This window comes from Plasticicumulans acidivorans, from assembly GCF_003182095.1.
GTDB classification, from domain to species: Bacteria; Pseudomonadota; Gammaproteobacteria; order Competibacterales; family Competibacteraceae; genus Plasticicumulans; species Plasticicumulans acidivorans.
Genome location: NZ_QGTJ01000003.1, coordinates 412,632 through 437,370, shown reverse-complemented (window position 1 = coordinate 437,370; position 24,739 = coordinate 412,632). Strand labels below are relative to the sequence as shown.

The 24,739-nt window shown below is 65.5% G+C and carries 21 protein-coding genes and 1 pseudogene; 18 read left to right on the top strand and 4 right to left on the bottom strand.

Features of this window, described 5'->3' with window-relative positions; all coding sequences use genetic code 11:
• The first annotated feature begins 33 nt into the window (after window positions 1-33).
• The 14 genes from C7443_RS07415 (at window position 34) to C7443_RS07350 (ending at window position 15,297) form a co-directional block, all read left to right on the top strand.
• Complete coding sequence (locus C7443_RS07415) at window positions 34-801, top strand: alpha/beta fold hydrolase (protein WP_170123536.1); 768 nt, start codon at window positions 34-36, stop codon at window positions 799-801.
• 5 nt (window positions 802-806) lie between these two features.
• Window positions 807-1,331: a gamma carbonic anhydrase family protein gene (locus C7443_RS07410; protein WP_110017943.1), complete on the top strand. Its 525-nt coding sequence runs from the start codon at window positions 807-809 to the stop codon at window positions 1,329-1,331.
• 10 nt (window positions 1,332-1,341) lie between these two features.
• A complete protein-coding gene (locus C7443_RS07405; protein WP_110017942.1) occupies window positions 1,342-2,307 on the top strand; it encodes an AAA family ATPase in 966 nt (321 codons plus the stop codon).
• 10 nt (window positions 2,308-2,317) lie between these two features.
• Entirely contained in the window at window positions 2,318-3,277 is a 960-nt protein-coding gene (locus C7443_RS07400; RefSeq protein ID WP_110017941.1) for a DUF58 domain-containing protein, read from the top strand.
• Window positions 3,264-5,240: a transglutaminase TgpA family protein gene (locus C7443_RS07395; protein WP_170123535.1), complete on the top strand. Its 1,977-nt coding sequence runs from the start codon at window positions 3,264-3,266 to the stop codon at window positions 5,238-5,240. The genes C7443_RS07400 and C7443_RS07395 overlap by 14 nt, the downstream gene beginning before the upstream one ends.
• The gene (locus tag C7443_RS07390; RefSeq protein WP_110017939.1) at window positions 5,237-5,827 is read left to right on the top strand and encodes an acyl carrier protein phosphodiesterase; all 591 of its coding nucleotides are present in this window, start codon (window positions 5,237-5,239) and stop codon (window positions 5,825-5,827) included. The genes C7443_RS07395 and C7443_RS07390 overlap by 4 nt, the downstream gene beginning before the upstream one ends.
• The gene (locus tag C7443_RS07385; RefSeq protein ID WP_146213256.1) at window positions 5,803-6,213 is read left to right on the top strand and encodes a hypothetical protein; all 411 of its coding nucleotides are present in this window, start codon (window positions 5,803-5,805) and stop codon (window positions 6,211-6,213) included. Before C7443_RS07390 ends, C7443_RS07385 begins: the two co-directional genes overlap by 25 nt.
• 18 nt (window positions 6,214-6,231) lie before the next feature.
• Window positions 6,232-6,870: a CDP-alcohol phosphatidyltransferase family protein gene (locus tag C7443_RS07380; protein WP_110017937.1), complete on the top strand. Its 639-nt coding sequence runs from the start codon at window positions 6,232-6,234 to the stop codon at window positions 6,868-6,870.
• Entirely contained in the window at window positions 6,867-7,490 is a 624-nt protein-coding gene (locus C7443_RS07375) for a lysophospholipid acyltransferase family protein (RefSeq protein ID WP_110017936.1), read from the top strand. The genes C7443_RS07380 and C7443_RS07375 overlap by 4 nt, the downstream gene beginning before the upstream one ends.
• On the top strand, window positions 7,487-8,431 hold the full coding sequence (locus tag C7443_RS07370; protein WP_110017935.1) for a phosphatidate cytidylyltransferase: 945 nt from the start codon (window positions 7,487-7,489) through the stop codon (window positions 8,429-8,431). Before C7443_RS07375 ends, C7443_RS07370 begins: the two co-directional genes overlap by 4 nt.
• A 111-nt stretch (window positions 8,432-8,542) precedes the next feature.
• Window positions 8,543-11,170: an aminopeptidase N gene (gene pepN, locus C7443_RS07365; RefSeq protein ID WP_110017934.1), complete on the top strand. Its 2,628-nt coding sequence runs from the start codon at window positions 8,543-8,545 to the stop codon at window positions 11,168-11,170.
• 184 nt (window positions 11,171-11,354) lie between these two features.
• Window positions 11,355-11,804 carry a phasin family protein gene (locus C7443_RS07360; RefSeq protein ID WP_110017933.1) on the top strand — a complete coding sequence of 150 codons (450 nt, stop codon included), beginning with the start codon at window positions 11,355-11,357 and terminating at the stop codon, window positions 11,802-11,804.
• A 211-nt stretch (window positions 11,805-12,015) separates the two neighbouring features.
• Window positions 12,016-13,812 (top strand): PHA/PHB synthase family protein, encoded by a 1,797-nt coding sequence (locus C7443_RS07355; protein ID WP_110017932.1) that lies wholly within the window; start codon window positions 12,016-12,018, stop codon window positions 13,810-13,812.
• A gap of 150 nt (window positions 13,813-13,962) precedes the next feature.
• Window positions 13,963-15,297, top strand: a complete 1,335-nt coding sequence (locus tag C7443_RS07350) for a GH1 family beta-glucosidase (RefSeq protein WP_110017931.1) — start codon at window positions 13,963-13,965, stop codon at window positions 15,295-15,297.
• Here C7443_RS07350 and C7443_RS07345 read toward each other — a convergent pair.
• The 3 genes from C7443_RS07345 to xseA form a co-directional block, all read right to left on the bottom strand.
• A complete protein-coding gene (locus C7443_RS07345; protein WP_170123534.1) occupies window positions 15,275-17,044 on the bottom strand; it encodes an ABC transporter ATP-binding protein/permease in 1,770 nt (589 codons plus the stop codon). The genes C7443_RS07350 and C7443_RS07345 overlap by 23 nt on opposite strands.
• Before the next feature lie 141 nt (window positions 17,045-17,185).
• Window positions 17,186-17,428: a hypothetical protein gene (locus C7443_RS07340; RefSeq protein WP_110017929.1), complete on the bottom strand. Its 243-nt coding sequence runs from the start codon at window positions 17,426-17,428 to the stop codon at window positions 17,186-17,188.
• Window positions 17,429-17,522: 94 nt separating this feature from the next.
• Window positions 17,523-19,049 carry an exodeoxyribonuclease VII large subunit gene (xseA, locus tag C7443_RS07335; protein WP_110018044.1) on the bottom strand — a complete coding sequence of 509 codons (1,527 nt, stop codon included), beginning with the start codon at window positions 19,047-19,049 and terminating at the stop codon, window positions 17,523-17,525.
• Window positions 19,050-19,164: 115 nt separating this feature from the next.
• Between xseA and guaB the strand changes: the two genes are divergently transcribed.
• The 4 genes from guaB to C7443_RS07310 all read left to right on the top strand — a co-directional run bounded on the left by guaB (window position 19,165) and on the right by C7443_RS07310 (window position 24,326).
• Window positions 19,165-20,628: an IMP dehydrogenase gene (gene guaB, locus C7443_RS07330; protein WP_110018043.1), complete on the top strand. Its 1,464-nt coding sequence runs from the start codon at window positions 19,165-19,167 to the stop codon at window positions 20,626-20,628.
• A gap of 83 nt (window positions 20,629-20,711) precedes the next feature.
• The gene (gene guaA, locus C7443_RS07325; RefSeq protein ID WP_110017928.1) at window positions 20,712-22,292 is read left to right on the top strand and encodes a glutamine-hydrolyzing GMP synthase; all 1,581 of its coding nucleotides are present in this window, start codon (window positions 20,712-20,714) and stop codon (window positions 22,290-22,292) included.
• A 306-nt stretch (window positions 22,293-22,598) separates the two neighbouring features.
• Window positions 22,599-23,810 (top strand): tyrosine-type recombinase/integrase, encoded by a 1,212-nt coding sequence (locus C7443_RS07315; RefSeq protein ID WP_110017927.1) that lies wholly within the window; start codon window positions 22,599-22,601, stop codon window positions 23,808-23,810.
• A gap of 36 nt (window positions 23,811-23,846) precedes the next feature.
• Window positions 23,847-24,326, top strand: coding sequence for a GIY-YIG nuclease family protein (locus tag C7443_RS07310; RefSeq protein WP_110017926.1), 480 nt, complete (start codon window positions 23,847-23,849; stop codon window positions 24,324-24,326).
• Between the two features lie 98 nt (window positions 24,327-24,424).
• Here C7443_RS07310 and C7443_RS07305 read toward each other — a convergent pair.
• A pseudogene (locus C7443_RS07305) lies at window positions 24,425-24,672 on the bottom strand (helix-turn-helix transcriptional regulator).
• Window positions 24,673-24,739: the final 67 nt, after the last annotated feature.

The window sequence follows — 24,739 nt, the reverse complement described above, 5'->3', positions numbered from 1 at the left end:
CAGCGGCGGACGGATCGGAGGATGCACACGCAGATGGCAGCAGACCAACAGCAAGCGGAACAGGGCGCGGTTTCGGGGACCGCCGCGGCGATGGCACTCGACGTCGTACTGGTGCACGGCGCGGGGGCGGATCACAGCCATTTCCCGCGCGAGCTGGCCGAACTGCCGGTGCGCGGCGTGCACTTTCTGGATTTGCCGGGGCATGGTGGCGAAGCGGCACTGGACGACGGTGTATCGATCGAGCGTTATGCCGATGCGTTGAATGCGCGGGTGACCGCCCTTGGTTTGTCGAACGTGTTGCTGGTCGGGCATTCGATGGGCGGGGCGGTCGTGCAGACACTCGCGCTGCGCCACCCGGCCTGGCTCAAGGGACTGGTGCTGCTGGGTACCGGCTCGCGCCTGAAGGTGCTGCCAGCGCTGATCGAGCAGCTCGAACACGATTTTCCGGCGGCGGTGGAGTTCATCGTCGAGGCGCTGTTCGGGCCGGCGACCGATGAAGCGCTGATGGCCGCCGAGCAGGCACGCTATCTGGCGACCGACTGGCGGGTGATCCGCGACGATTTCCTCGCCTGCAATCAGTTCGATGTCGGTACCCGACTGGGCGAGATCGGCTGCCCGACGCTGGTGCTGTGTGGCACCGAAGACGTGCTGACACCGCCGAAATACGCGCAGTCGCTGGCCAGCGGCATTGCCGGAGCCCGGCTGGTGCTGGTCGAAGGCGGTGGCCACATGGTGGCGCTGGAGCAGCCGCGTGCGGTGTTCGCGGCGCTGGCCGATTTCATCGACTCGCTCGGAGGCTGACCGGCATGCGCTACCGTCTCGGTGAATTCGCCGTGCAATGTGAAGGTGACGACTGGTTCATTGCCGACAATGCCACCGTCATTGGGCGCGTCGAGCTGCGCCGCGAGGCCAGCGTGTGGTTCAACGTCGTCGCCCGCGGTGACAGTGAGCGGCTGCTGATCGGTGAGCGCTCGAATGTGCAGGACGGTGCCGTGCTGCACGCCGATCCGGGCTATCCGCTGCTGATCGGTGCTGACTGTACCGTCGGCCACATGGCGATGCTGCACGGTTGCACCATCGGGGACGGCACGCTGGTCGGCATCAAGAGCGTCGTGCTCAACGGCGCGGTGATCGGTGAAGGCTGCCTGATCGGTGCCAACACGCTGATCCCGGAGCGCAAGCAGATTCCGCCGTACTCGCTGGTGATGGGCTCACCGGGGCGGGTCGTGCGCACGCTGGAACCCGAGGAGCGGGCGCGTCTGCTGGCCTCGGCTGCTCATTACGTTGATAACTGGAAGCGATTCCGGCGCGAACTGCGCCTGCAGGAGTGACTCGATCGGCATGGAAGCTCAGACCCCGTCCTCCCCGTCACTTTCCCCGGCAGCCCTGCGTGAGCGGCTCGACGCCGCGGTCATGCAGGTCTCCAGTGTCGTCCTCGGCAAAGACGCCGCCGTGCGCTACGCGCTGGCCTGCATTCTTGCCCGCGGTCACCTGCTGATCGAAGACCAGCCCGGCATGGGCAAGACCACGCTGGCGCATGCGCTGGCGCGCACGCTCGGTCTGGATTTTCGCCGCGTGCAGTTCACCAGCGACATGCTGCCGGCGGACATCCTCGGTGCCTCGATCTTCGACCGCGAGCAGGGCGCGTTCGTCTTTCATCCGGGGCCGGTGTTCGCGCAGATGCTGCTCGCCGACGAAATCAACCGCGCCTCGCCGAAGACACAGAGCGCGCTGCTCGAAGTCATGGAAGAGGGGCAGGTGACCAGCGACGGCCAGACACGGCGGCTGCTGGAACCCTTTTTCGTCATCGCCACACAGAACCCGCTGATGCAGCTCGGGACCTTTCCGCTGCCCGAGTCACAGCTCGATCGCTTCATGCTGCGCATTCGCCTTGGTTATCCGGACCCGCGCGCCGAGCGTGCACTGCTGGCCGGAGAAGACCGGCGCTGCCTGCTTGAGCGCCTGTCGAGCGTGCTCGATGCGCCGGTGCTGCTGGCGCTGCAGGCGCGTGTCGAACGCGTGCACGCCAGTGCTGCGCTGCTCGACTACATTCAGTCGCTGCTCAGCGCCTCGCGCCTCGGCGGCCTGTTCGAGGTCGGTCTGTCGCCGCGTGCCGGTCTGGCGCTGCTGCGGGTGGCTCGCGCCTGGGCCTTGCTCGCCGGGCGGGACCATGCGCTGCCGGAGGACGTGCAGACTCTGCTGCCGCTGCTTGCCGGCCATCGCCTGCGGCCCGACCGTCAGCACGTCGGCCTGCGCATCGAAGATCTGATCCAGCGCCTGCTGACCTCCGTGCCGTTGCCGGCCTGACGAGGCGCGGATGTCGAACTGGCTGCGGGCCCATCATCGGCGTCGGCACAAACCGCTGAGCGGGCCGTGTCGCATCGATCGCCGCCGGCTGTACGTGTTGCCGACGCGTGCCGGCTACGCCTTTGCCGCCTTGCTGATGGTGCTGCTGGGCTGGTCGATCAACTACAACGTCAATCTCGGTTTCGTGCTCACCTTCGTGCTCGGTGGCGTCGCCGTCGATGCAATGAAGCGCGTGCATGACCAGCTGAGTGGCTTGACCGTGCATCCTCCCAGCGCCGAATCAGCCTTTGCCGGCACGCAGGCCAACGTGTCGCTGCGCATCGACGTTCCCGGCAGCCGGGCGCGTTACGGCATCACCGTCGACGGTGACGGCATCACGGCCCGGCTGGCGGATCTGCCGGCGGGCAGCGAGAGCGTGGATCTGCTGGTGAAGGCGCCGCGCCGCGGCCGCCTGCGTCTGGATACGCTGCGGCTGTCCACGGTGTATCCGCTCGGTCTGTTCTGCGCCTGGACCTGGCTGGAGTTTCCAGCCTGTGGCGTGATCTGGCCGGCGCCGCTGGGCGACCGACCCCTGCCGAGTGGCGGTTACGGCCTGCGTCACGAGCTCGGTGCCGAGCTGGCCGGTGACGAGGAGTTCGCCGGGCTGCGCGAGTGGCGACGTGGCGATGCGGCAACCCACGTCGCCTGGCGCGCCTCGGCGCGCAGCGAAACCCTGCTGGTCAAGGAGTTCGTCTCGCCGGCCGGCGGCGAGGAGGTGCTGCTCGACTGGAACGCCTTGGCCGAGCTGACGGACATCGAAGCCCGTCTGTCGCAGCTGAGTGCCTGGGTGCTGGCTGCGGAGGCCGCCGGCCTGCGTTACGGCCTGCGCCTGCCGGGCTGCGAACTGGCGCCGGATCACGGTGATATGCACCGCCGTGCCGCGCTCGAACACCTTGCTCTATATGGAGAGGCCGCCGATGTCGGTTCCTGAGCCGGTGGCGCTGGAACAGGATCCAGGCGCGCCGCGCTTGATGCGTGATGTCGGGCTGGCGCTGCTGCTGGCGGCCGCTCCGCAGATGCTGGTGGTGCCGTGGTGGCTGGTACTGGTGTTTGTCGTTGCCGGCGGCTGGCGTGTGGCGGCGGCGTTCGGACGTTTGCCGTCGCCGTCGCGTGGCATGCTGGGGCTGATGACGCTGCTGTTGTGCATCGGCGTCGGTTGGCATTACCGCACGCTGTTCGGGCGAGAAGCTGGTGTGGCGCTGCTGTTCGCGATGAGCGCGCTGAAGCTGCTCGAATGGCGCACGCGCCGTGATGCGCAGGTGCTGACGCTGCTCGCCTACCTGCTGGTCATGGCTCGTCTGCTCTACGACCAGGGCCTGCTGACGGCTGTCTACGCCGCGCTCGCAGTGACGGTAACGCTGGCCGCCCAGGTCAGTGCCTCGCGTGCCGATACCAACATGTCATCGGGCCAGAACTATCGACTGGTCGGCTCCATGCTGGTGCGGGCCATCCCTGTGGCTCTGGTGCTGTTCCTGTGTTTTCCGCGCGTACAGGGGCCGTTGTGGAACCTGCCGCAGGACGCCGCCGCGCGTACGGGCATCGATGATGAAATGAGCCCGGGCTCGATTGCCCGACTGAATCTGTCGGATGCTGTGGCGTTTCGCGTGCGTTTCAGTGCCGCCGTACCGCCACCGGCGCAGCGGTACTGGCGCGGGCTGGTGCTGGAGCGTTTCGATGGCCGCGTCTGGCGCGCCTACGATCCTCTGCGCCGCAGTGCGCGTTTTGCCCACGAAGCGGTTGGCGAACCCATCGAATACGTCATTACGCTGGAGCCGAGTGGCCGCCGCTGGCTGTTTGCACTGGATCGTCCCGCCAGTCTGCCGGCGGCCACTTTTGTCGATACCAATGATGTCCTGCGCCGGCTGACGCCGGTGACTGAGCTGCTGCGCTACACACAGTATTCGGATCTCGACTATCGCAGTGGTCCGCTGTCGTCAGTGGAGCGCCTGCGCGCACTGGCTCTGCCGAGTGATGCCGCGCCGCAGGCCGTCGAACTCGGCCGGCGCTGGCAGCAGACACTGAAAGACCCGCGTCAGCGGGTTGAAGCCGCCTTGCGTCTGTTTCGCGAGGGGCCGTATCGCTACACCCTGCAGCCGCCGTTGCTGACGGGTGACGTGGTCGATGAGTTCCTGTTCGAGACGCGTGCCGGTTACTGCGAGCACTACGCTGGCGCTTTCGTCGTGCTGATGCGCGCCGCCGCCGTGCCGGCGCGGGTGGTGGCGGGTTATCTCGGTGCCGAGCGGGCACCAAGCGGTGAGTACTACATCGTGCGCCAGTCCGACGCTCACGCCTGGGCCGAAGTTTGGCTTGAAGGGCAGGGCTGGACGCGTGTCGATCCCACGGCGGCGATTGCCCCGGAGCGCGTCGAGCGTGGCACCTTTGCCGCCATCGGTGATCCATCGGTACTGCCGCTGCTGGCGCGCCGCGGAGACGGCTGGCTGCGTCAGGCGCTGCTGCAGCTCGATGCGCTCGATGTCACCTGGAACGAATGGGTACTGGCCTATGGTCCCGAGCGCCAGCGCGAGCTGCTGCAGTGGCTGGGTTGGCACGGTGCCGACGTGCTGGGCCTGCTGGCGCTGATGCTGGGGGGGCTGCTGATCGTCGCTGCTCTGCTGGCGGCCTGGTCCTGGTGGTGCCGGCGGCCGCGACACGATGCCCTGGCTGCGCTGTACCTTCGTTTCTGTGCGCGTCTGGAGTGGATCGGGCTGAGCCGCGCCGCGCATGAAGGACCGCAGGCTTTCGCGGCCAGGATTGCCCGCCAGCGCCCGGATCTGGCGGACGAGACCGGCTATATCCTTGATCTCTACGCCAGCCTGCGTTTCGGTCCGGCGGCGTCGGCCGAGCAGCTGCGTGAGCTGCGACTGCGGGTGCGCAATTTCCGGCCGCGGGCATGAACTACCTCGCGCACTTCCTGCTCGCCGCGCCGCAGGCGCGTGCCCGCGTCGGCCAGATGCTCGGTGACTTTCATAAAGGCGCGGTCGATGCGCTCGCCGATCCCGTCTGGCGTCGCGAGGTGCAGCTGCATCGTGCGATCGATCGCTACACCGACACGCATCCGCGTGTACTGGCGGTGCGCGGCGAACTTTCCGCACCGCTGCGTCGCTACGGCGGCATCGTCCTCGACGTTTACTTTGATCACTGTCTGGCGCGTGACTGGACACGCTGGTGCGCACAGCCGCTCAGCGAGTTCGTCGCCGAGGTGCACGCCGCGCTGCTCGCCGACTATGCTCAGCTGCCGCCGCGCATGCGCGGCAGTATCGATTACCTGATCTCGACTCAGCTGCTGCTGGCATATCGGGAATTCAGCGGCGTAGCGCGGGCGCTGACGGGCATCGCCAGCCGGCTCAGACGGCCGTCGCCGCTGCCGCAGGCGGCGGTCGAGCTGCGCACGCTCGATGCGTCGCTGAATGCCGCGTTCGTCGAGTTTTTCCCGCAACTTCAGGAGTTCGTAAACGAATGGCGAAACACGCACAGCCTCTGATGCGCGGCCTGCTGATGGCTGCGGCACTGCTGGTGACGGTGAGCGCGCTGGCGGCCGAGTCGCTCGATGGCGAGTACGTATCGGCGCAGGGCGGCGAGCGTCAGCTCACCATCAGCGGTTCGGACAGTGCCGACGCCGTCGCCGTCGACATGGAGGTCAGTGTGCCGCAGGCCGACGCGACGAGCTGTATCGCCGAGTTTTCCGCCGCCGCCGAGCGGCAGGGCAATCGTCTCGAAATGCAGCTGAGCGAAGACGACATCGACGCCGAGTGCCGCGTCAGCATCGTGGTCGCCGGGCGCAAGGCGACGGTCAGCGAGCAGGGCGAGGGCTGCTCTGCCTATCACGGCATGGCGTGCCCGTTTGCCGCCACGCTGGAACGCCGCTGATACCGACAGGAGCTGCCGATGGAAAGACGACCACTGCGTTCGCGTGATACCGCCCTGGCGCGGGCGGCGGCCCGCTGGCTGCAGGCGCGGGGCGCGACGCCGAACGGTATTTCGCTGGCGAGCGTCGGCCTGGCCGGGCTGGCCGGGTTGTGCTTTGCCGTGGCCTTCCGGGCCGTTCCCGGAGCCACACCGCTGCTGCTGATCGCGGCGGCCGCGCTGGTGCAGGGGCGGCTGGCGTGCAATCTGCTCGATGGCATGGTCGCGGTCGAAGGCGGGTTGAAGACGCCGACGGGCGATCTCTACAACGATGCGCCGGATCGCGTCGCCGACGTGCTGATCCTGCTCGGTGTCGGCTATGGCCTGAGTTTTCATCCCTGGGGGGTGAGCCTCGGCTGGGCGGCGGCGCTGATGGCGGTGCTGACCGCCTATGTGCGCGTGCTCGGCGGTGCCTGCGGCCTGCCGCAGCAGTTCACCGGGCCGATGGCGAAACCACACCGCATGGCGCTGCTCACCGTCACTGCGCTGCTGGCCGCGGCGCTGCCACCGGCCTGGGGGCAGAGCGTGCTGCTGCTGGCGCTGGTCGTCGTCGTGTCCGGCGGTGCCTGGACCTGCGTGCGCCGGCTCGCCGACATCGCCCGTGGGCTGAATGCCCGATGAGTGGCTGGCGTGTGGAGTGTGCCGCGGCGCTGCTGGTCGGTGTCTGCCGTGTGCTTACCGGGGTGCGGGCGTTGTGGCGCGACGTTGCGCCACAGGCGGGGCCGCGGGTGTATTTCGCCAATCATGCCAGCCACCTCGACGGTCTGGTGATCTGGGCGGCGCTGCCGGGGCCACTGCGTCAGCACACCCATCCGGTGGCCGCCCGCGACTACTGGGATGCTTCGCCACTGCGCCACTGGCTGGCAGGCGAGGTGTTCGGTGCTTTGCTGATCGAACGCAACGGCGAGACGCGTGATCGTCAGACCGTGCTCGAACCGCTGCTGGCGATGCTCGATGCCGGTGAAGCGCTGATCCTGTTTCCGGAAGGCACGCGCGGCGACGGCAGTGCCATCCAGCCGTTCAAGTCGGGGCTGTATCACCTGGCCCGTCAGCGCCCCGAAGTCGAGCTGGTGCCGGTGTATCTGGAGAACCTCAACCGGGTGCTGCCGAAAGGGACGGTGCTGCCGGTACCGCTGTTGTGCGCGGCACGCTTCGGTGCACCGCTGCGCCTCGAAGACGGCGAATTGCGGGCGGATTTCCTGACACGGGCGCGGGCGGCGGTGGAGGCCTTGGCGCAATGAGCGGATTCGGTTTCTATGGGCACTGGCTGCTCGGCGGCGTGCTGCTGGTGCTGGTCATCGCCAGCCTGATCGGTTACCGCCTGACGCAGCGACCGCTGAGCGAGCGCGGTCGCGCCACCGTCGACAATCTCAATGCCCGCATCCGCGCCTGGTGGGCGATGTGCGCAGTGTTCGCCGCCGCGCTCGCCTGCGGCGATCTCGGCACCGTGCTGCTGTTTGCACTGGTGTCGTTCCTCGGGCTGCGCGAATTCATCACGCTGACGCCGACGCGACGCGGTGATCACGAGACGCTGTTCTGGAGCTTCTTCGTGTTTCTGCCGCTGCATTACTGGCTGGTCGGCACGCGCTGGTACGGTTTGTTCGCGATCCTGATCCCGGTCTACGCGTTCCTGTTCCTGCCGCTGCGCAGCGCGCTCGCCGGCGATACCGAGCATTTCCTCGAACGCAGCGCGAAGATCCAGTGGGGGCTGATGATCTGCGTTTACGCGGTCAGTCATGCGCCGGCGCTGCTGATGCTGGAGATTCCCGGCTACAGCGGCCAGAACGCCACGCTGCTGATCTGGCTGGTGCTGGTGGTGCAGCTGAGCGACGTATTGCAGTACGTGTTCGGCAAGCTGTGCGGGCGGCGGGCGATCGTGCCCAGGCTCAGCCCGAACAAGACTGTCGAGGGTTTCGTCGGTGGCGTGCTGTCGGCGGCGCTGATCGGCACGGCGCTGTGGTGGGCGACGCCGTTCACGCCGTGGCAGGCTTTCATGCTGGCGCTGCTGGTGACGCTGCTTGGCTTCGCCGGCGGCCTGGTGATGTCGGCGATCAAGCGCGATCGAGGCGTCAAGGACTTCGGCGCGATGATCGAAGGCCACGGCGGCATGCTCGATCGTATCGATTCGCTGTGCTTCGCGGCGCCGGTGTTTTTCCATGCCGTGCGCTACTGGTGGACCTGAACCGGCACAGGTCATGCGTTTGCGCCTGGCGCTGGCTCGTGCTGTGATCGCCCGCATGGCGGTACGATCGCCGTTGTGCCGTTTGCTCCACTTTGCTGCCTCGGGATGCCCATGACTGCCAGTGCCGTTTTGCTCAAGGACTATCGTGCCCCTGCCTTCCTCATCGACCAGGTCGAACTGCGCTTCGAGCTCGGCGAGACCGGTACGCGGGTCAGCAGCCGCCTGCAGCTGCGCCGGCAGGACTCTGCGATCGACGCGCTGCACCTGCACGGCGAACAGCTCGAACTGCTCGGGCTGACGCTCGATGACAAGCCGCTGCCGGCGCACCGCTACCAGGTGACGGCCGATACGCTGACGCTGTTCGATCCGCCGGCGCAGTTCACGCTCGGCGTCGAGACGCTGATCCACCCCGAACTCAATACCGCGCTGGAAGGGCTGTACAAATCGTCCGGCAACTTCTGCACGCAGTGCGAGCCGGAGGGGTTTCGCAAGATCACCTATTACCTCGATCGCCCGGACGTGATGGCGCGCTTCACGACGACGGTGGTCGCCGAGCGCGAGCGCTACCCGATGCTGCTGTCCAACGGCAACCCGGTCGAACGCGGCGAGCTGGCCGACGGCCGTCACTGGGTGCGCTGGGAGGACCCGTTCCCGAAACCGTCCTACCTGTTCGCGCTGGTCGCCGGCGATCTCGGTTGCGTGCGCGATCAGTTCGTCACCCGCTCCGGGCGCACGGTGGCGCTGGAGATCTACACCGAGCACGACAAGGTCGATCAGTGCGCGCACGCGATGGCTTCGCTGAAGAAGGCGATGCGCTGGGACGAGGAGCGCTTTGGCCTTGAGTACGACCTCGACATCTACATGATCGTCGCCGTTTCGGACTTCAACATGGGGGCGATGGAGAACAAGGGACTCAACGTCTTCAACACCAAGTTCGTGCTGGCGCGCCCCGACACCGCCACTGATGCCGATTTCCTTGGTATCGAATCGGTGATCGCCCACGAGTACTTCCACAACTGGACCGGCAACCGCGTCACCTGCCGCGACTGGTTCCAGCTGTCGCTGAAGGAAGGGCTCACCGTTTTCCGCGATCAGGAATTTTCCGCCGACATGAACTCGGCGGCAGTGGCGCGCATCGACGACGTGCGCAATCTGCGCGCGCTGCAGTTCCCGCAGGATGCCGGCCCGCTGGCGCACCCGGTCCGTCCCGAGTCCTACATCGAGATCAACAATTTCTATACGGTCACGGTGTACGAGAAGGGCGCCGAGGTGGTGCGCATGTACCAGACGCTGCTCGGGCGCGAAGGCTTCCGCAAGGGCATGGATCTGTACTTCCAGCGCCATGACGGCCAGGCGGTGACCTGTGAGGATTTCTGTGCGGCGATGGCCGATGCCAATGGCCGCGATCTGTCGCAGTTCATGCGCTGGTACCGTCAGGCCGGGACGCCGACGCTGAAGGCGCGCGGCGAATATGACGCAGCCCAGCGTCGCTACACGCTGCACCTCGCCCAGTCCTGCCCGCCGACGCCGGAGGCAGCGGATAAGGAACCGTTCCTGATCCCGGTGGCCGTTGGCCTGCTCGATCGTGATGGCAGCGAGCTGCCGCTGCGCCTGAGCGACGAAACCGCGGCGACGGGTGCGCGCGTGCTCGAACTGACGCAGGCCGAGCAGAGCTTCGTGTTCGAAGACGTGCCGGCCGCGCCGGTGCCGTCACTGCTGCGCGGGTTTTCGGCGCCGGTGAAGCTGGTCTGTGATTACAGCGATGAGGAACTGCTGTTCCTCGCGGCGCATGACAGCGACACCTTCAACCGCTGGGAGGCGGCGCAGCAGCTGGGGGTGCGCGCAGTGCTCCAGCTGCTTGCGGTGCGTGCCGAGGGACACGCCTGGTCGCTGCCATCGACGCTGGCCGAGCTGTTCGCCCGCCTGCTGGCGGACGACAGCACCGATCCGGCACTGCTTGAGCAGATGCTGACGCTGCCGTCCGAGGCCTATCTGGCGGAGCAGATGGCGGTCATCGACGTCGATGGCCTGTTCGCCGCCCGCGAGTTTCTGCGCAAGGGGCTGGCGCTGCATCACCGCGCGGCGTTCAACGCCCTGGTCGAACGGTTGGCGGTGCACGGCGCCTACAGCCTCGACGGCGAGGCGATCGGCCGGCGTGCGCTGCGTAACCGCTGCCTCGACTATCTCGCCAGTCTGGAAAGCGCGCTGGTCCATACCATGCTGTCGCGGCAGCTGGAGTCGGCCGACAACATGACCGAGCAGCTGGCGGCGATTACGCTGATCGCTCATGGCGAACATCCGGCCAGGCTCGCGGCGCTCGAATCGTTCTACACGCGCTGGCAGCGCGAGGCGCTGGTGGTCGACAAGTGGTTCACGCTGCAGGCGACCTCGAAGCGCGCCGATACGCTGAAGCACGTCTGCACGCTGCTTCAGCATCCGGCGTTCAATTTGCGCAATCCGAACAAGGTGCGTGCGCTGGTCGGTGCGTTCTGCAACAACAACGCGGTACGGTTCCACGCGGCGGATGGCAGCGGCTATGCCTTCCTGGTCGAGCGCATTGTTGAGCTCGATCCGCTGAATCCGCAGATCGCTGCACGTCTGCTGGGTGCGCTGACGCGCTGGCGGCAGTACGACGCCGGCCGTCAGGCGCTGATGCGCGGGGCGCTGGAGCGCATCCTCGACCTGCGCGGGTTGTCACCGGACGTCTTCGAAATTGCTTCGAAGGCGCTCGCTGGCTAGGTGAGGCCGTGAGGCCGAGATGGGTATGTCAGGCCGTATGTTTTGCGAAATGCTGCAATGCAAAAAAATCGTTGACAGCAAAATGCAGCATGCATAGCATCGTCAACCAATGGTGCAGCGCACCATCCTGAGTTCGAACGGCCTGAGCCGTTTATTCCGACCTGTTTTTCCGAGGAGAGTAGTCATGACCCAGTCCAACCCGTTTGCCGATTTTGCCAAGTTCGATTTCAGCAAGTTCGACGTCTCGAAGATGCTCGGCGATGTCAAGATCCCTGGCGTCGATGTCGAAGCGATCATGGCCAGCCAGCGCAAGAACGTCGAAGCGCTGACCACGGCGAACAAGGTCGCCCTGGAAGGCATGCAGGCGGTTGCCAAGCGTCAGGCCGAGATCGTTTCGCAGGCCATGGCCGAAGTCAGCGCCCTGGCCAAGGATCTCAGCACCCTCAGCAGCAACCCGCAGGAGCTGACCGCCAAGCAGGCTCAGCTGGCCAAGGACGCCTTCGAGAAGGCTCTGGCTAACGCCCGCGAGCTCGCCGAGATGGTCAGCAAGTCCAACACTGAAGCCTTCGCCGTCATCAACCAGCGCGTCAACGAGAGCCTGGAAGAGCTGAAGTCTCTGGTCGCGAAGAAGTAAGCCAGCCGCGCCGGGCTTGCACCGCGCCACGATCTCCGGCGCGGTTCACATCGAGAGCCGCCCGGCACCTGCGGGCGGCTTCCTCATTTCGGGTTCTGGAAAGCGACGGCAGTGGATCCTTTCGCCGCTTTTCACGGTCTGCCAGATGTCTGCGGAAAGGCCGGCCCGGTCGGTACGATCCGTTCACTCCTCAAACACGAAGGAATTTCCGATGGCCGAAGTCCTTGCCCCCGAGCTGAAGATTCCCGATCCGGTCGAAGTGACCAAAGCGGTCACCCAGATTGCGGAGAAGAGTCAGCACCTGGTGACCGAGTTCCTGGAGCGCCAGTCCGCCGAAGCCCTGTCCGCGGTCGAAAATCCGGTCATGGGTAAGGCGTTCCTGGAGATGACCCAGCGCCTGCTGGCGAATCCCGCGCAGCTGGTGAACGCCCAGATCGGCCTGTGGAACACCTACATGACGCTGTGGCAGCAGGGCACGGCGGTGCTGTTCGGCCAGAAGCCGGAACCGGCGGTGACTCCGGCGCGTTCGGACAAGCGTTTCAAGCACGATGACTGGCAGCAGAACGCGCTGTTCGACTTCATCAAGCAGTCCTACCTGCTGACCGCGCAGTGGGTGCAGGACACCGTCACGCACGTTGAAGGGATCGACGAGCACACCAAGCGCAAGCTTGAGTTCTACACCAAGCAGTTCGTCGACGCGCTGAGCCCGACCAACTTCCCGATCACCAATCCGGAAGTGCTGCGGGCGACGATCGAAAGCGGTGGCGAGAACCTGCTCAAGGGTCTGACGAACCTGCTCGAAGACCTCGAACGTGGCAAGGGCAGCCTGAACATCCGCATGACCGACCTGTCGGCGTTCAAGCTCGGCGAAAACATCGCCGTCACGCCGGGCAAGGTGGTGTATCAGAACGATCTGATGCAGCTGATCCAGTACACGCCGACCACCGAGAACGTGTACAAGCGCCCGCTGCTGATGCTGCCGCCGTGGATCAACAAGTACTACATCCTCGATCTGCGCGAGAAGAACTCGCTGATCAAGTGGTGGGTGGATCAGGGCTTCACCGTGTTCCTGATCTCCTGGGTCAACCCGGACGCTTCGCTCGCCGAGAAGAACTTCGAGGACTACATGCTCGAAGGTCCGCTGGCAGCGCTCGATGCGATCGAGAAGGCGACCGGTGAGAAGGAAGTCAACGCCGCCGGCTACTGCCTGGGCGGTACGCTGCTGGCCGCGACGCTGGCCTACATGGCGGCGAAGAAGGACAAGCGCATCGTCAGCGGCACCTTCTTCACCACGATGATCGACTTCAGCGAGCCGGGCGAGCTGGAAGTCTTTATCGATGAAGAGCAGATCTCCATGCTCGAAAAGCGCATGGAAAAGCAGGGCTTCCTCGACGGCAGCCAGATGGCGACGACCTTCAGCATGCTGCGAGCCAATGATCTGATCTGGTCGTTCTTCATCAACAACTACCTGCTCGGCAAGGAGCCGTTCCCCTTCGACCTGCTGTACTGGAACTCCGATTCCACGCGCATGCCGGCGAAGATGCACAGCTTCTATCTGCGCTGCATGTATCAGCAGAACCTGCTGTGCAAGAACGGCGGTATCACGATCAAGGGCGTGCCGCTGGATCTGGGTAAGGTCACGGTGCCGGTGTACTTCATCTCGGCGATCGAAGACCACATCGCACCGTGGAAGTCGACCTTCAAGGGACCGAAGCTGTTCGGCGGCCCGGTGAAGTTCGTGCTCGGTGGTTCCGGCCACATTGCCGGCATCGTCAATCCGCCGGCCGGTGGCAAGTACTGCTACTGGGAAAATGCCGACCTGTCGGCCGATCCGGAGTCCTGGCTGAAGGGCGCGAGCAAGAGCGACGGTTCCTGGTGGACGAACTGGCTGGAGTGGGTCAAGCCGAATACCGGCGAGCAGGTGTCGCCGCGTCAGCCGGGTGATGGCAAGCTCAAGGTGATCGAGAACGCTCCGGGCTCGTACGTGACGGCGCGTCTGGTCAAGTAAGCAGCTGCGCTGACAGACGAAAAGGCGATCCCGCGGGATCGCCTTTTTTCATGAGCCGGCGGCTATCTGCCGGCGCGATTTGATCCGCGTCCTTGACGCTCGGGCGGTCCGCCATAGATTCACGGCATAGCCACTGCCGTGGAGCGCATCATGCCGACTGAAGCCGCTTTTTCCTGGCCCCGTGAGTTCGTCTGGGGCGTGTCGACGTCGAGTTATCAGATCGAAGGTGCCGTCGCCGAAGACGGGCGGGCGCCGAGCATCTGGGATACCCGCTGTCGCATGGCGGGCAAGATCGCCAATGGCGACAGCGGTGACGTGGCCTGCGATCACTACCACCGCTATCCGCAGGACGTCGCGCTGATGCGTGAACTCGGCATCGGCGCCTACCGCTTTTCCGTGGCCTGGCCGCGGGTGCTGCCGCGCGGGCGCGGACAGGTCAATGAAAAAGGACTCGATTTCTATGATCGCCTGATCGATGCGGTACTCGCTGCCGGCATCGAACCATGGCTGTGCCTGTACCACTGGGACCTGCCGCAGGCGCTCGATGACCTCGGCGGCTGGACCAACCGCGACTGCGCCGGCTGGTACGCCGACTATGCCGCGCTGATCGCCCGCCGCTTCGGTGATCGCGTGCAGCGCTGGGCGACGTTCAACGAGTTTTCGGTGTTCACCCTGTTCGGCTACGCCATCGACTGGAGCGCGCCGGGGGTCACCGACCGCGATGCACACCTGCGGGCGATTCACCACGTCAATCTCGCCCACGGCCTGGGCGTTGGCGTATTGCGCGACCTGCTGCCACAGGCCTCGATCGGCGCGATCCATAACCGCCAGGTGGTGTGGCCGGAGCAGGACTGCGACGCCGATCGCGCCGCCGCCGCCCTGCTCGACGAGCACTGGAACCGTGCCTTCCCCGATCCACAGCTGCTCGGCCATTACCCGCCGCAGATCGCCGCGGCGATCGAACCCTACGTGCGCGGCGGCGACATGGCGACGATCTGCCGGCGCCTGGACTGGTTCGGCCTCAATCATTACGGACCGATCTTTGCCAAGGCGGATCCGCAGTGCACCTGGAACTTCGCCTGGGGCGAGGCCCCGGCGGATGCGCCGCGCTCGGCGCTCGGCTGGCCGACCTGGCCGGCCGCGTTCCGCGACGAGCTGATCGATCTGAGCCGGCGCTACCGTCTGCCGATCTACGTCACCGAGAACGGTGCCGGCGGCAGTGACAGCGTGGGGGCCGATGGCGCCGTCGACGATCCGGCGCGGGTCGCCTATCTGCGTGATTACACCGGCGCGCTGCGTGAGGCGCTGCAGGCCGGTGCCGACGTGCGCGGCTACTTCGTCTGGTCGCTGCTCGACAACTTCGAATGGGGCTCAGGCTACGGGCCGCGCTTTGGTCTGGTGCACGTCGACTACACGACGCAGCAGCGCACGCCGAAGACCTCGTTCGGCTGGTATCGCGCATTCATTCGTGACGCTCGGGGCTGATTGGCGCCGCGGCGATGGGTTGTTCGATGACGTGAGCCCGGTCGCCGGCGCGCGTGATCGTCAGCCGGCGGCCGTGGAAGTCGCTGAGCAGGCCGTTTTCACCGATGGTGACGATGGTGGCCTGAGGGAACTGCTCACGCAGCAGTGCCAGCATCTGCGCCTTGCCGGCCGGGTCGAGGGCGTCGATCGCATTGTTGATGAAAATCCAGTGTGGCCGCTGCAGCAGCAGGCGCGCAAAACCGATGCGCTGCTTGTCGCCGGCATCGAGGTCCTGCTCCCACTCGCCGCGGCGGCCGAGCAGCGGCGTGAGGCGGCTGAGCCCGACCGTCTGCAGGGCCTGTCGGATGGTCGCGTCGTCGACTGCTTCGGCTTGTGGCGGGCAGGCGATGACGTCGCGCAGCGTCGCGGTCGGCAGGTACGGGCGGCGTGGCATGAAAAAGATCGATGAACCTTCGGGCAATTCGACCCGCCCGCGCCCCCACGGCCACAGACCACCGACGACGCGGAACAGCTTGACGGCGGTGGCGGGATCGCCGGAGATCAGCACCCGGTCGCCGGGCTGGATCTGCGTGTGCACGTCTTCGAGCAAGACTTGACCGTTCGGCTGTTCGATCGTCAGGCCGTTGAGCGACAGCGCGGGCGTCTCGCCGAGGGCGAGCTCGATGCCTTTGCCCGGCGCCGCCGGCGACGGGCGCTCGCTGTGTTGCAGGGACTGATGCAGACCGAGCACGCGTTCGACCGAGGCGCGCCATTCCGCGAGCTTCGGCATGTTGTCGATCGGCCAGGCGAGCGCGCCGATCATCTGCTGGAAGGCCTGCGCGGTCTGCATCAGCGTGCCGAGCGTGATGGTGCCGGCGATGTAGCGCGGTGCAGCGACCAGGAAGGGAACGGTCTGCGACAGCGTCGACCAGCCCGAGCTGAAGAAAAACAGCGAACGCAGCGCGTCGCTTTGTTTTTCCCAGGCCTGCAGCACCACCGAGAACAGCGCCCACAGGCGCCGGCGCTCGTCCGGCTCGCACTGGCGCAACGCGATCGACAGCGTGTTCTGCCGGGTGTGCACCAGGCCGAAGCGGAAATCCGCCTCGCGACGCTGGCGGTGGTTGGCCGTGCGCACCAGCGAACGGCCCAGCACCAGGCTGATGGCGGTACCGGTCGCGCCGTAAATCAGCGCGAACCACACCAGATGGCCGGGCAGCGGCAGGTTCAGACTTCCGAGGTGGATGCTCAGGGCTCCCGACAGGCCCCACAGGATCTGCGTGAAGCTCACCAGCAGCAGCAGGCAATAAAGCGCCGAATGCGCAAGGTCGACGGCGTACTCACAGCTGATGCGGGCGTCCTCGGCGATGCGGCCGTCCGGATTGTCTTCATCGGTCGGTGATCTCTGCACATGGGGCATGCAGCTGGCGTCCAGCCATTCGTTGAGCAGGCGCGACGTCAGCCAGGCTCGCCAGCCGATCTGCAGCCGCCGCTTGATGTACAGGTGTGCGGTCATCACGACAACGCTGCCGCCGACGATCAGCAGCAGGTAGCCGAGTGCATGCAGGAAGGTGAACAGGTCACGCCGTTCAAGCGCATCGAACAGGTATTCGGACCACCCGTTGACACTGATCGGGACGGCGGCCTGAGCGACCGTCAGTAACACCAGGACCAGGGTCAGTGCACGCGCATGCCAGCGGGTTTCTTCATGGCTGTAATAGGCGCCTGCCAGGGTGATGAAAGCCTGCAGGAACGCCTTCCAGCTACGCATGCGTACTCCGCCAGCGGGCGGTTCCGCTGAAGCTCCCATGATGTCGTTCCGGCTCTGTTCGGCTGCCCGCCCGTCGGCTGTTGTGTGCAGCATAGAACGCGGCGTGCTGCCGATCGGTGGCGAATCGTTGCGGTTGCCGGACTAGGCGGCTGGACTGTCCCAGACGGGGCCCAGCACCTGCGGCAGCGGCGCGAAACCGTTGGCCGCGAGCAGGGGAGCAACATCTTGTTCCCAGGAGAAATCCGGATTCTCCGCCTGCACCTGAGCGAGCAGCGCCTTGACGCGGCCGACGGCTTCTTTTTCATCGACAGGGTCGGGGATGGATACGACGTGGCAATGGCTGCTGTCGACTTCGCTTCGCAGCAGCATGACGCGCCCACTCATTGGCAACTCTCCTGAGAAAAACGCCGGCTAGCGGCACTCCATCAGGGGCGCAGTGTACCCACTTCCGTGAGCCGCAGGGCTCACGGGGCCGGGCTTATGTCTCGTCGGCTGCGGGGCATGCCGCCTGGGACGGCTCCATGTGTTGCAGTACCCGGCACAGCAGCTGCCCGTGTGCCAGTCGCGCCTGCAGCATGTCGCCGACAGCGATATGCGCAGCGTCACGCAGCACCTGCCCGTGCGCATCGGTGACGATCGCATAACCGCGTCCCAGCGTAGCCAGCGGGCTGACCGCATCGAGCTGGCGGGCAGCGGCGGCGAGCCGTTGCCGACGGGCTTCGAGCATGTGCTGCAGGGCTGCGCACAGGCGGCGTTCCAGCTGCGCACGGCGTGCATCGGCTGCGGCGCTGCGGCGCTGCGGTGCCTGTGCGTTCAGTCGCTGGCGCGTCTGCTGTGCGAGCGTGCGCAGCATGACGATGCGGCGTAGCAGCGCCGCCTGCAGGCGGGCCGGCAGCGGGCGCCAGCGTTCACTCTGCAGCGCCAGCCGCCGCCGCGGCGACTGCGCCGCGATGCGCTGCTCCAGCTGGGCGAGCCGCATGCGCTCGCCAGCGAGTCGGTTGCGCAGGGCGCGACGCAGGCGCTGGTCGAGTTCATCGAGTCGCTGTGCATGGCTCTGCAGGCGGCGCAGCGGCGTCTGCCGATCGAGGCGGGTACGCAGCAGCAGCAGGCGCTGGCGCAGGCCCGAGAGCTGGCGCAGGGCGGTACCGCGCAGCCGGCGATCGATGCGCTCCAGCAGCGTTGCCCACTGGCGCATATCGGGACTGGCCAGTTCGGCGGCGGCGGTCGGCGTCGGAGCGCGCAGGTCGGCAGCGAAGTCGGCGATGGTGAAATCGGTTTCGTGGCCGACGCCGCTGATCACCGGCAGCGGACAGGCACGGATCGCCCGGGCGAGCGTCTCATCGTTGAAGGCCCACAGGTCTTCGAGCGAGCCACCACCGCGCACCAGCAGCAGCACCGAGCAATCGCCGCGTTCGCCCGCGCGGCGCAGTGCTGCGACCAGCTGGGCGCTGGCGCCTTCGCCCTGAACGGCGCTCGGGTAAAGGCGTACCGGAATGCCCGGGGCGCGGCGGGCGAGGGTGCTCAGCACGTCGCGGATGGCGGCACCGCTCGGCGAGGTGATGACGCCGATGCGGGCCGGCAGGGCCGGCAGCGGGCGCTTGCGCGCTTCGTCGAACAGGCCCTCGGTCGCCAGGCGGGCGCGCAGCGCTTCGTACTCGCGGCGCAGACGGCCTTCACCGGCGGCCTCGATGCTCTCGACGATCAGCTGAAAGTCGCCGCGCGCTTCATAGAACGAGACACGGGCGCGCAGCAGCACCTGCATGCCGTTGGCCGGAGCCTCGCGCAGCAGCAGCACTCGGTTGCGAAACATCGCGCAGCGCACCTGGGCGCCACCGTCTTTCAGCGTGAAGTAGCAGTGACCGGAGGTCGGGCGCGACAGATTGGAGATCTCACCCTCCACCCACAGCGGCGGAAAATGCCCCTCCAGCAGCGTGCGCACGGCCTGGCTGAGGCGCGATACGCTGTAGATCTCACGGCTGGGCGCGGGCGTGACGGGGGCGGGCATCGGCGGTTCACGGTGGGCGTGGAAGGCGGCATGCACGCTATTGCGTTTCCACCGGCAGGGTCAAATCGATATACTTAAGTGCTTCTTTTCGCCCGGCCAGGTATTTCACGCCATGCTGCGTATCGTGCAAGAAGCGCTCACCTTCGACGACGTCCTCCTTCTCCCCGCGCACTCCGAAGTGCTGCCCAAGGACGTCAATCTCGCCACCCGTCTCACCCGTGACATCACGCTGAACATGCCGCTGGTCTCGGCGGCAATGGATACCGTAACCGAGTCGCGACTGGCGATCGCGATGGCGCAGGAAGGCGGCATCGGCATCATTCACAAGAACATGACCGCCGAGCAGCAGGCGGCGCAGGTGCGTCGGGTCAAGAAGTTCGAGTCCGGTGTCATCTCCGACCCGATCACCGTGCGTCCGGATGCGACGATCCGCGAAGTGCTGGAGCTGACGCGCGGGCATGGCATCTCCGGCGTGCCGGTGGTCGATGGCGAAGGACTGGTCGGCATCATCACCAGCCGCGACCTGCGTTTCGAAACCAACTACGACGCACCGGTCAGTCGCAGCATGACGCCGAAGGAGCGCCTGGTGACGGTGCGCGAAGGCGCTTCGCGCGAGGAAGTGCAGGCGCTGCTGCACAAGCACCGCATCGAGAAGGTGCTGGTGGTCAACGATCACTTCCAGCTGCGCGGCATGATCACCGTCAAGGACATCCAGAAGTCCTCCGACTTCCCGCGGGCCTGCAAGGACGAGCACGGTCGCCTGCGCGTCGGAGCTGCCGTCGGTACCGGTGCCGGTACCGATGAGCGGGTCGCCGCGCTGGTCGCCGCGGGCGTCGATGTCGTCGTCGTCGATACCGCGCACGGTCACTCCCGCGGCGTGCTCGAACGCGTGCGCTGGGTCAAGCAGAACTTCCCGCAGGTGCAGGTGATCGGCGGCAACATTGCCACCTCCGAGGCTGCCCTGGCGCTGGCCGAAGCCGGCGCCGATGCGGTCAAGGTCGGCATCGGCCCGGGCTCGATCTGCACCACGCGTATCGTCGCCGGTGTCGGCGTGCCGCAGATCAGCGCCGTTGCCAACGTCGCCGCAGCACTGAAGAACTCCGGCATCCCGCTGATCGCCGACGGTGGCATCCGTTACTCGGGCGATCTGGCCAAGGCCATCGCCGCCGGCGCCTACTCGGTGATGGTCGGCAGCCTGCTCGCCGGCACCGAAGAGGCCCCCGGCGAGGTTGAGCTGTTCCAGGGCCGCTCCTACAAGTCCTATCGCGGCATGGGGTCGCTTGGCGCGATGTCCGGTGCGCAGGGCTCGGCCGACCGCTACTTCCAGGACGCCAGCGCCGTCGAGAAGCTGGTGCCGGAAGGCATCGAAGGTCGCGTGCCGTACAAGGGCACCATCTCGGCGATCATCCATCAGCTGATGGGCGGCCTGCGTTCGAGCATGGGTTACGTCGGCTGCGCGACGCTCGACGAAATGCGCACCCGTCCGCAGTTCGTGCGCATCACCGGCGCCGGCATGCACGAATCCCACGTCCATGACGTGACCATCACCAAAGAAGCGCCGAACTACCGCGTCAACTGAACGACGCCCGTCGAAGCAGCGCAAGGGCGGGCCGAGGTGTCCGCCCTTTGCATTTCCGCACTCCGTGCCTTCGAGGCTGTGCCATGACCACCCGCGACATCCATTCCAGCCGCATCCTGATTCTCGACTTCGGTTCGCAGTACACGCAGCTGATCGCCCGCCGCGTGCGCGAGATCGGCGTCTACTGCGAGATCCACCCGTGGGACGTCGACGATGCCGACGTGCGCGACTTCCTGCCGAGCGGCATCATCCTCTCCGGTGGCCCCGAGTCGGTGACCGTCGACGACGGCCCGCGTGCACCGCAGGCGGTGTTCACGCTCGGCGTGCCGGTGCTCGGCATCTGCTACGGCATGCAGACGATGGCGCAGCAGCTCGGCGGCCAGGTCGAATGTTCGGATCATCGCGAGTTCGGCTATGCACAGGTGCGCGCCCGCGGCCATTCCCCGCTGCTCAAGGACATCGAGGACCACACCACGGCCGAAGGCTACGGCATCCTCGACGTATGGATGAGCCACGGCGATCGCGTCAGCACGCTGCCGGCCGGCTTCAAGTGCATCGCCAGCACCGAATCGGCACCGTTTGCCGGCATGGCCGACGAGGATCGCGGCTTCTACGCGCTGCAGTTCCACCCCGAAGTCACGCACACCCGCCAGGGCGCGCGCATTCTTTCGCGCTTCGTGCTGGAGATCTGCGGCTGCGAAGCGCTGTGGAACACCGGCAACATCATCGAGGACAGCATCTCCAACATCCGTGACCAGGTCGGTGATGACGAAGTCATCCTCGGCCTGTCCGGCGGTGTCGATTCCTCCGTCGTCGCCGCGCTGCTGCATCGCGCGATCGGCACACAGCTGACCTGCGTCTTCGTCGACACCGGCCTGCTGCGCCTGCACGAAGGCGATCAGGTGATGTCGACCTTCACCCAGCACATGGGCGTGCGCGTGATTCGTGTCGACGCCGAAGAGCGCTTCCTGCGCGAACTCACCGGCGTCACCGATCCCGAGGCCAAGCGCAAGATCATCGGTCGCCTGTTCGTCGAGATCTTCGAGGAAGAATCCAACAAGCTGACCGCCGCCAAATGGCTGGCGCAGGGCACCATCTACCCCGACGTCATCGAGTCCGCCGGCTCGAAGACCGGCAAGGCCCACGTCATCAAATCGCACCACAACGTCGGCGGCCTGCCGGCGCACATGCGCCTGAAACTGCTCGAACCGCTGCGCGAACTGTTCAAGGACGAAGTGCGCCGGCTTGGCGTCGAACTCGGCCTGCCCTCGGAGATGGTCTACCGCCACCCGTTCCCCGGTCCGGGGTTGGGCGTGCGCATCCTCGGTGAAGTGCGCAAGGACTTCGCCGACCTGCTGCGTCGCGCCGACGACATCTTCATCAGCGAACTGCGCCGCGCCGGCCTCTACGACCAGACCTCACAGGCCTTCGCCGTCTTCCTGCCGGTCAAATCGGTCGGCGTCATGGGCGACGGCCGCAAATACGACTGGGTCATCGCCCTGCGCGCCGTCGAAACCATCGACTTCATGACCGCCCGCTGGGCACACCTGCCCTACGACTTCCTCGACCTCGTCTCGCGGCGAATCATCAACGAAATCGACGGCATTTCGCGGGTCGTGTACGACGTCTCAGGCAAACCACCGGCGACGATCGAGTGGGAGTGATTCGGCGTCTGGCACTGGCTGGCACCTAGTGGCACGAAAACACACCTAAGCCCGCGTCAATACGGGATTTTTTTGATTTCGTTCTGCACCGCCTGGCAACATTTGGCATCGCCAAGCACCGTTTTTTCATAGCATGATGGATGGCATCGAATGCTTCTATGCCATGAAAAGTCGCCGATACCATGCAACAACCTTACGGATGTTCATGGTATTGAATTTGCGTAACACAATGATTTTGTTGTTGTTTTACGCCAGGATTGGCCGCTTTTCGGATCATGGTATTTGAGCTGAATCAGGGCGAGAACCATGCTGACCGATACCAAGCTGCGCAACCTCAAGCCGAAGGACAAGCTCTACAAGGTGAATGACCGTGACGGTCTCTATGTAGCCGTCACGGCCGCCGGAGCGATCTCGTTCCGCTACAACTACTCGATCCACGGTAGGCAGGAGACCATCACCTTCGGCCGCTACGGCGTCGGCGGCATCACCCTGGCGGAAGCCCGCGAGCGGTTGGGCGAGGCCAAGAAGATGGTCGCGGCCGGGAAGTCACCGGCCAAGGAAAAGGCGCGGGATAAGGCCCGCGTCAAGGACGCGGAGACGTTCGGGGCCTGGGCGGAAAAGTGGCTGCGGGGCTACCAGATGGCCGATTCCACCCGTGACATGCGCCGCTCCATCTACGAGCGCGAGCTGAAACCGAAATTCGGCAATCAGAAGCTGGTGGAGATCACCCACGAGGACTTGCGCGCACTGACCGATGCCATAGTGGAGCGAGGCGCGCCGGCCACTGCAGTGCATGCGCGCGAGGTGGTGTTGCAGGTCTATCGCTGGGCCATAGAGCGCGGCCAGAAGGTCGAGAACCCGGCCGTGCTGGTGCGCCCGACGACCATCGCCAGGTTCGAGCCGCGCGACCGTGCGCTAACGCCCGACGAGATCGGCCTGATGTACCAGTACATGGAGCGTATCGGCACAGCACCATCCGTCCGGGCCGCGGCCAAGCTGCTGCTGTTGACGATGGTGCGCAAGAGCGAGCTGACCAACGCGACCTGGAGCGAGATCAATTTCAGCGACGCACTTTGGACGATCCCGAAGGAGCGGATGAAGCGGCGCAATCCGCACCTGGTGTTCCTGTCCCGGCAGGCGCTGGACATCTTCATTGCCCTCAAAACCTTCGCCGGCGGATCGGACTACGTGCTGCCGTCACGGTATGACTCGGACTTGCCCATGAGCAGCGCCACGCTCAACCAGGTGCTGACGCTGACATATCGACTGGCGCAGAAGGAAGGGAAGTCGCTCACCAAGTTCGGGCCACATGACTTGAGGCGCACGGCCAGTACGTTGCTGCATGAGGCTGGCTACAACACGGATTGGATCGAGAAGTGCCTGGCGCACGAGCAGCGAGGCGTCAGGGCCGTCTACAACAAGGCCGAGTACCGTGAGCAGCGCACGGCGATGTTGCAGGACTGGGCGGACATGATCGACGAATGGACACTGAGACGGTCCACGGACTCGACAAGTTGAAGTGAGCCGCTGGAACGCCGGGGAGGCTGCACCAATATGGACAGGGACTATGTCTATTTAATCGCCTGCAAAGGTGAGACCAAGACCTACGTAAAGATCGGGCTGACCTCAAGCATTCAACGCCGTCTGTCCAATATTCAGACCGGTTGCCCACATCCGATCGCGCACGCCTTCGTTGTGCGTTCTGAGTACCGCGAAGAGGTGAAAGGGCTAGAGAAGCTACTACACAAGCTTCTGGAGCCAGCGCGCCTTCGTGCCGAATGGTATGAGGGAACCACGAGCTTCTTTGAAACGCTTGACGCGGTGCTTTCGAGGATCAACGCTGCCGGCTTTACCTATGAAGACCTTCTGGAGATGCCGGACTTCGTAGGGTCAGAGTTTGAAATCATGATGCATCGACATGATTTCGAATTTCTGAGAGTTCAATTGCCCATTAGGAGGGGGCGCGACCCATTGGAGGACGCTAGAAGCGCATGTGGTGCGGACATTGCGGGCATCCTGTTGAGAGGCGCCTAACACGTCGCCGTTATGTCAAAGGTGCTTTGCAGGAGAGATGGCACCGCGCGCGTCGCCCGCAATATCATCGATATTGGATGTATCGAGCTTTTTAGCCGCTAAAAATGTCCCGTAGAGCCGCTGGCATTGATGGGCGGGCTGAAGCCAGGACGCATGGCCTGAGCACCTGACGACTTGCGCGCCTCGATCCATTCCTCGACTTCGGCCAAATCCCAGGCGACGTTTCGGCTGGTGAGTGCGATCCGGCGCGGGAACTCCCCGCGCTGCTCCATGTTGAAAATCGTGCGTTCAGACAACGGAATCATTGCCAGCAGCTGATGAGCGTCTTGCTTGTCGTTGCCTGCATCTCCTGGCCTCTTTCAGTCACTTGCGAACATGTGCCTGATGGTGCCTGGTGAAGTCGTTTGATTTGG

Bases quoted from the DNA above. Each gene is read 5' to 3' on its own strand.
- C7443_RS07405 (WP_110017942.1), top strand. From the start codon at position 1,342: ATGGAAGCTCAGACCCCGTCCTCCCCGTCACTTTCCCCGGCAGCCCTG.
- C7443_RS07375 (WP_110017936.1), top strand. From the start codon at position 6,867: ATGAGTGGCTGGCGTGTGGAGTGTGCCGCGGCGCTGCTGGTCGGTGTC.
- C7443_RS07355 (WP_110017932.1), top strand. From the start codon at position 12,016: ATGGCCGAAGTCCTTGCCCCCGAGCTGAAGATTCCCGATCCGGTCGAA.
- C7443_RS07310 (WP_110017926.1), top strand. From the start codon at position 23,847: ATGGACAGGGACTATGTCTATTTAATCGCCTGCAAAGGTGAGACCAAG.
- C7443_RS07370 (WP_110017935.1), top strand. From the start codon at position 7,487: ATGAGCGGATTCGGTTTCTATGGGCACTGGCTGCTCGGCGGCGTGCTG.
- C7443_RS07315 (WP_110017927.1), top strand. From the start codon at position 22,599: ATGCTGACCGATACCAAGCTGCGCAACCTCAAGCCGAAGGACAAGCTC.
- C7443_RS07415 (WP_170123536.1), top strand. From the start codon at position 34: ATGGCAGCAGACCAACAGCAAGCGGAACAGGGCGCGGTTTCGGGGACC.
- C7443_RS07395 (WP_170123535.1), top strand. From the start codon at position 3,264: ATGTCGGTTCCTGAGCCGGTGGCGCTGGAACAGGATCCAGGCGCGCCG.
- xseA (WP_110018044.1), bottom strand. From the start codon at position 19,049: ATGCCCGCCCCCGTCACGCCCGCGCCCAGCCGTGAGATCTACAGCGTA.
- pepN (WP_110017934.1), top strand. From the start codon at position 8,543: ATGACTGCCAGTGCCGTTTTGCTCAAGGACTATCGTGCCCCTGCCTTC.
- C7443_RS07410 (WP_110017943.1), top strand. From the start codon at position 807: ATGCGCTACCGTCTCGGTGAATTCGCCGTGCAATGTGAAGGTGACGAC.
- C7443_RS07350 (WP_110017931.1), top strand. From the start codon at position 13,963: ATGCCGACTGAAGCCGCTTTTTCCTGGCCCCGTGAGTTCGTCTGGGGC.
- C7443_RS07360 (WP_110017933.1), top strand. From the start codon at position 11,355: ATGACCCAGTCCAACCCGTTTGCCGATTTTGCCAAGTTCGATTTCAGC.
- guaA (WP_110017928.1), top strand. From the start codon at position 20,712: ATGACCACCCGCGACATCCATTCCAGCCGCATCCTGATTCTCGACTTC.
- C7443_RS07380 (WP_110017937.1), top strand. From the start codon at position 6,232: ATGGAAAGACGACCACTGCGTTCGCGTGATACCGCCCTGGCGCGGGCG.
- C7443_RS07345 (WP_170123534.1), bottom strand. From the start codon at position 17,044: ATGCGTAGCTGGAAGGCGTTCCTGCAGGCTTTCATCACCCTGGCAGGC.
- C7443_RS07390 (WP_110017939.1), top strand. From the start codon at position 5,237: ATGAACTACCTCGCGCACTTCCTGCTCGCCGCGCCGCAGGCGCGTGCC.
- C7443_RS07385 (WP_146213256.1), top strand. From the start codon at position 5,803: ATGGCGAAACACGCACAGCCTCTGATGCGCGGCCTGCTGATGGCTGCG.
- C7443_RS07400 (WP_110017941.1), top strand. From the start codon at position 2,318: ATGTCGAACTGGCTGCGGGCCCATCATCGGCGTCGGCACAAACCGCTG.
- C7443_RS07340 (WP_110017929.1), bottom strand. From the start codon at position 17,428: ATGAGTGGGCGCGTCATGCTGCTGCGAAGCGAAGTCGACAGCAGCCAT.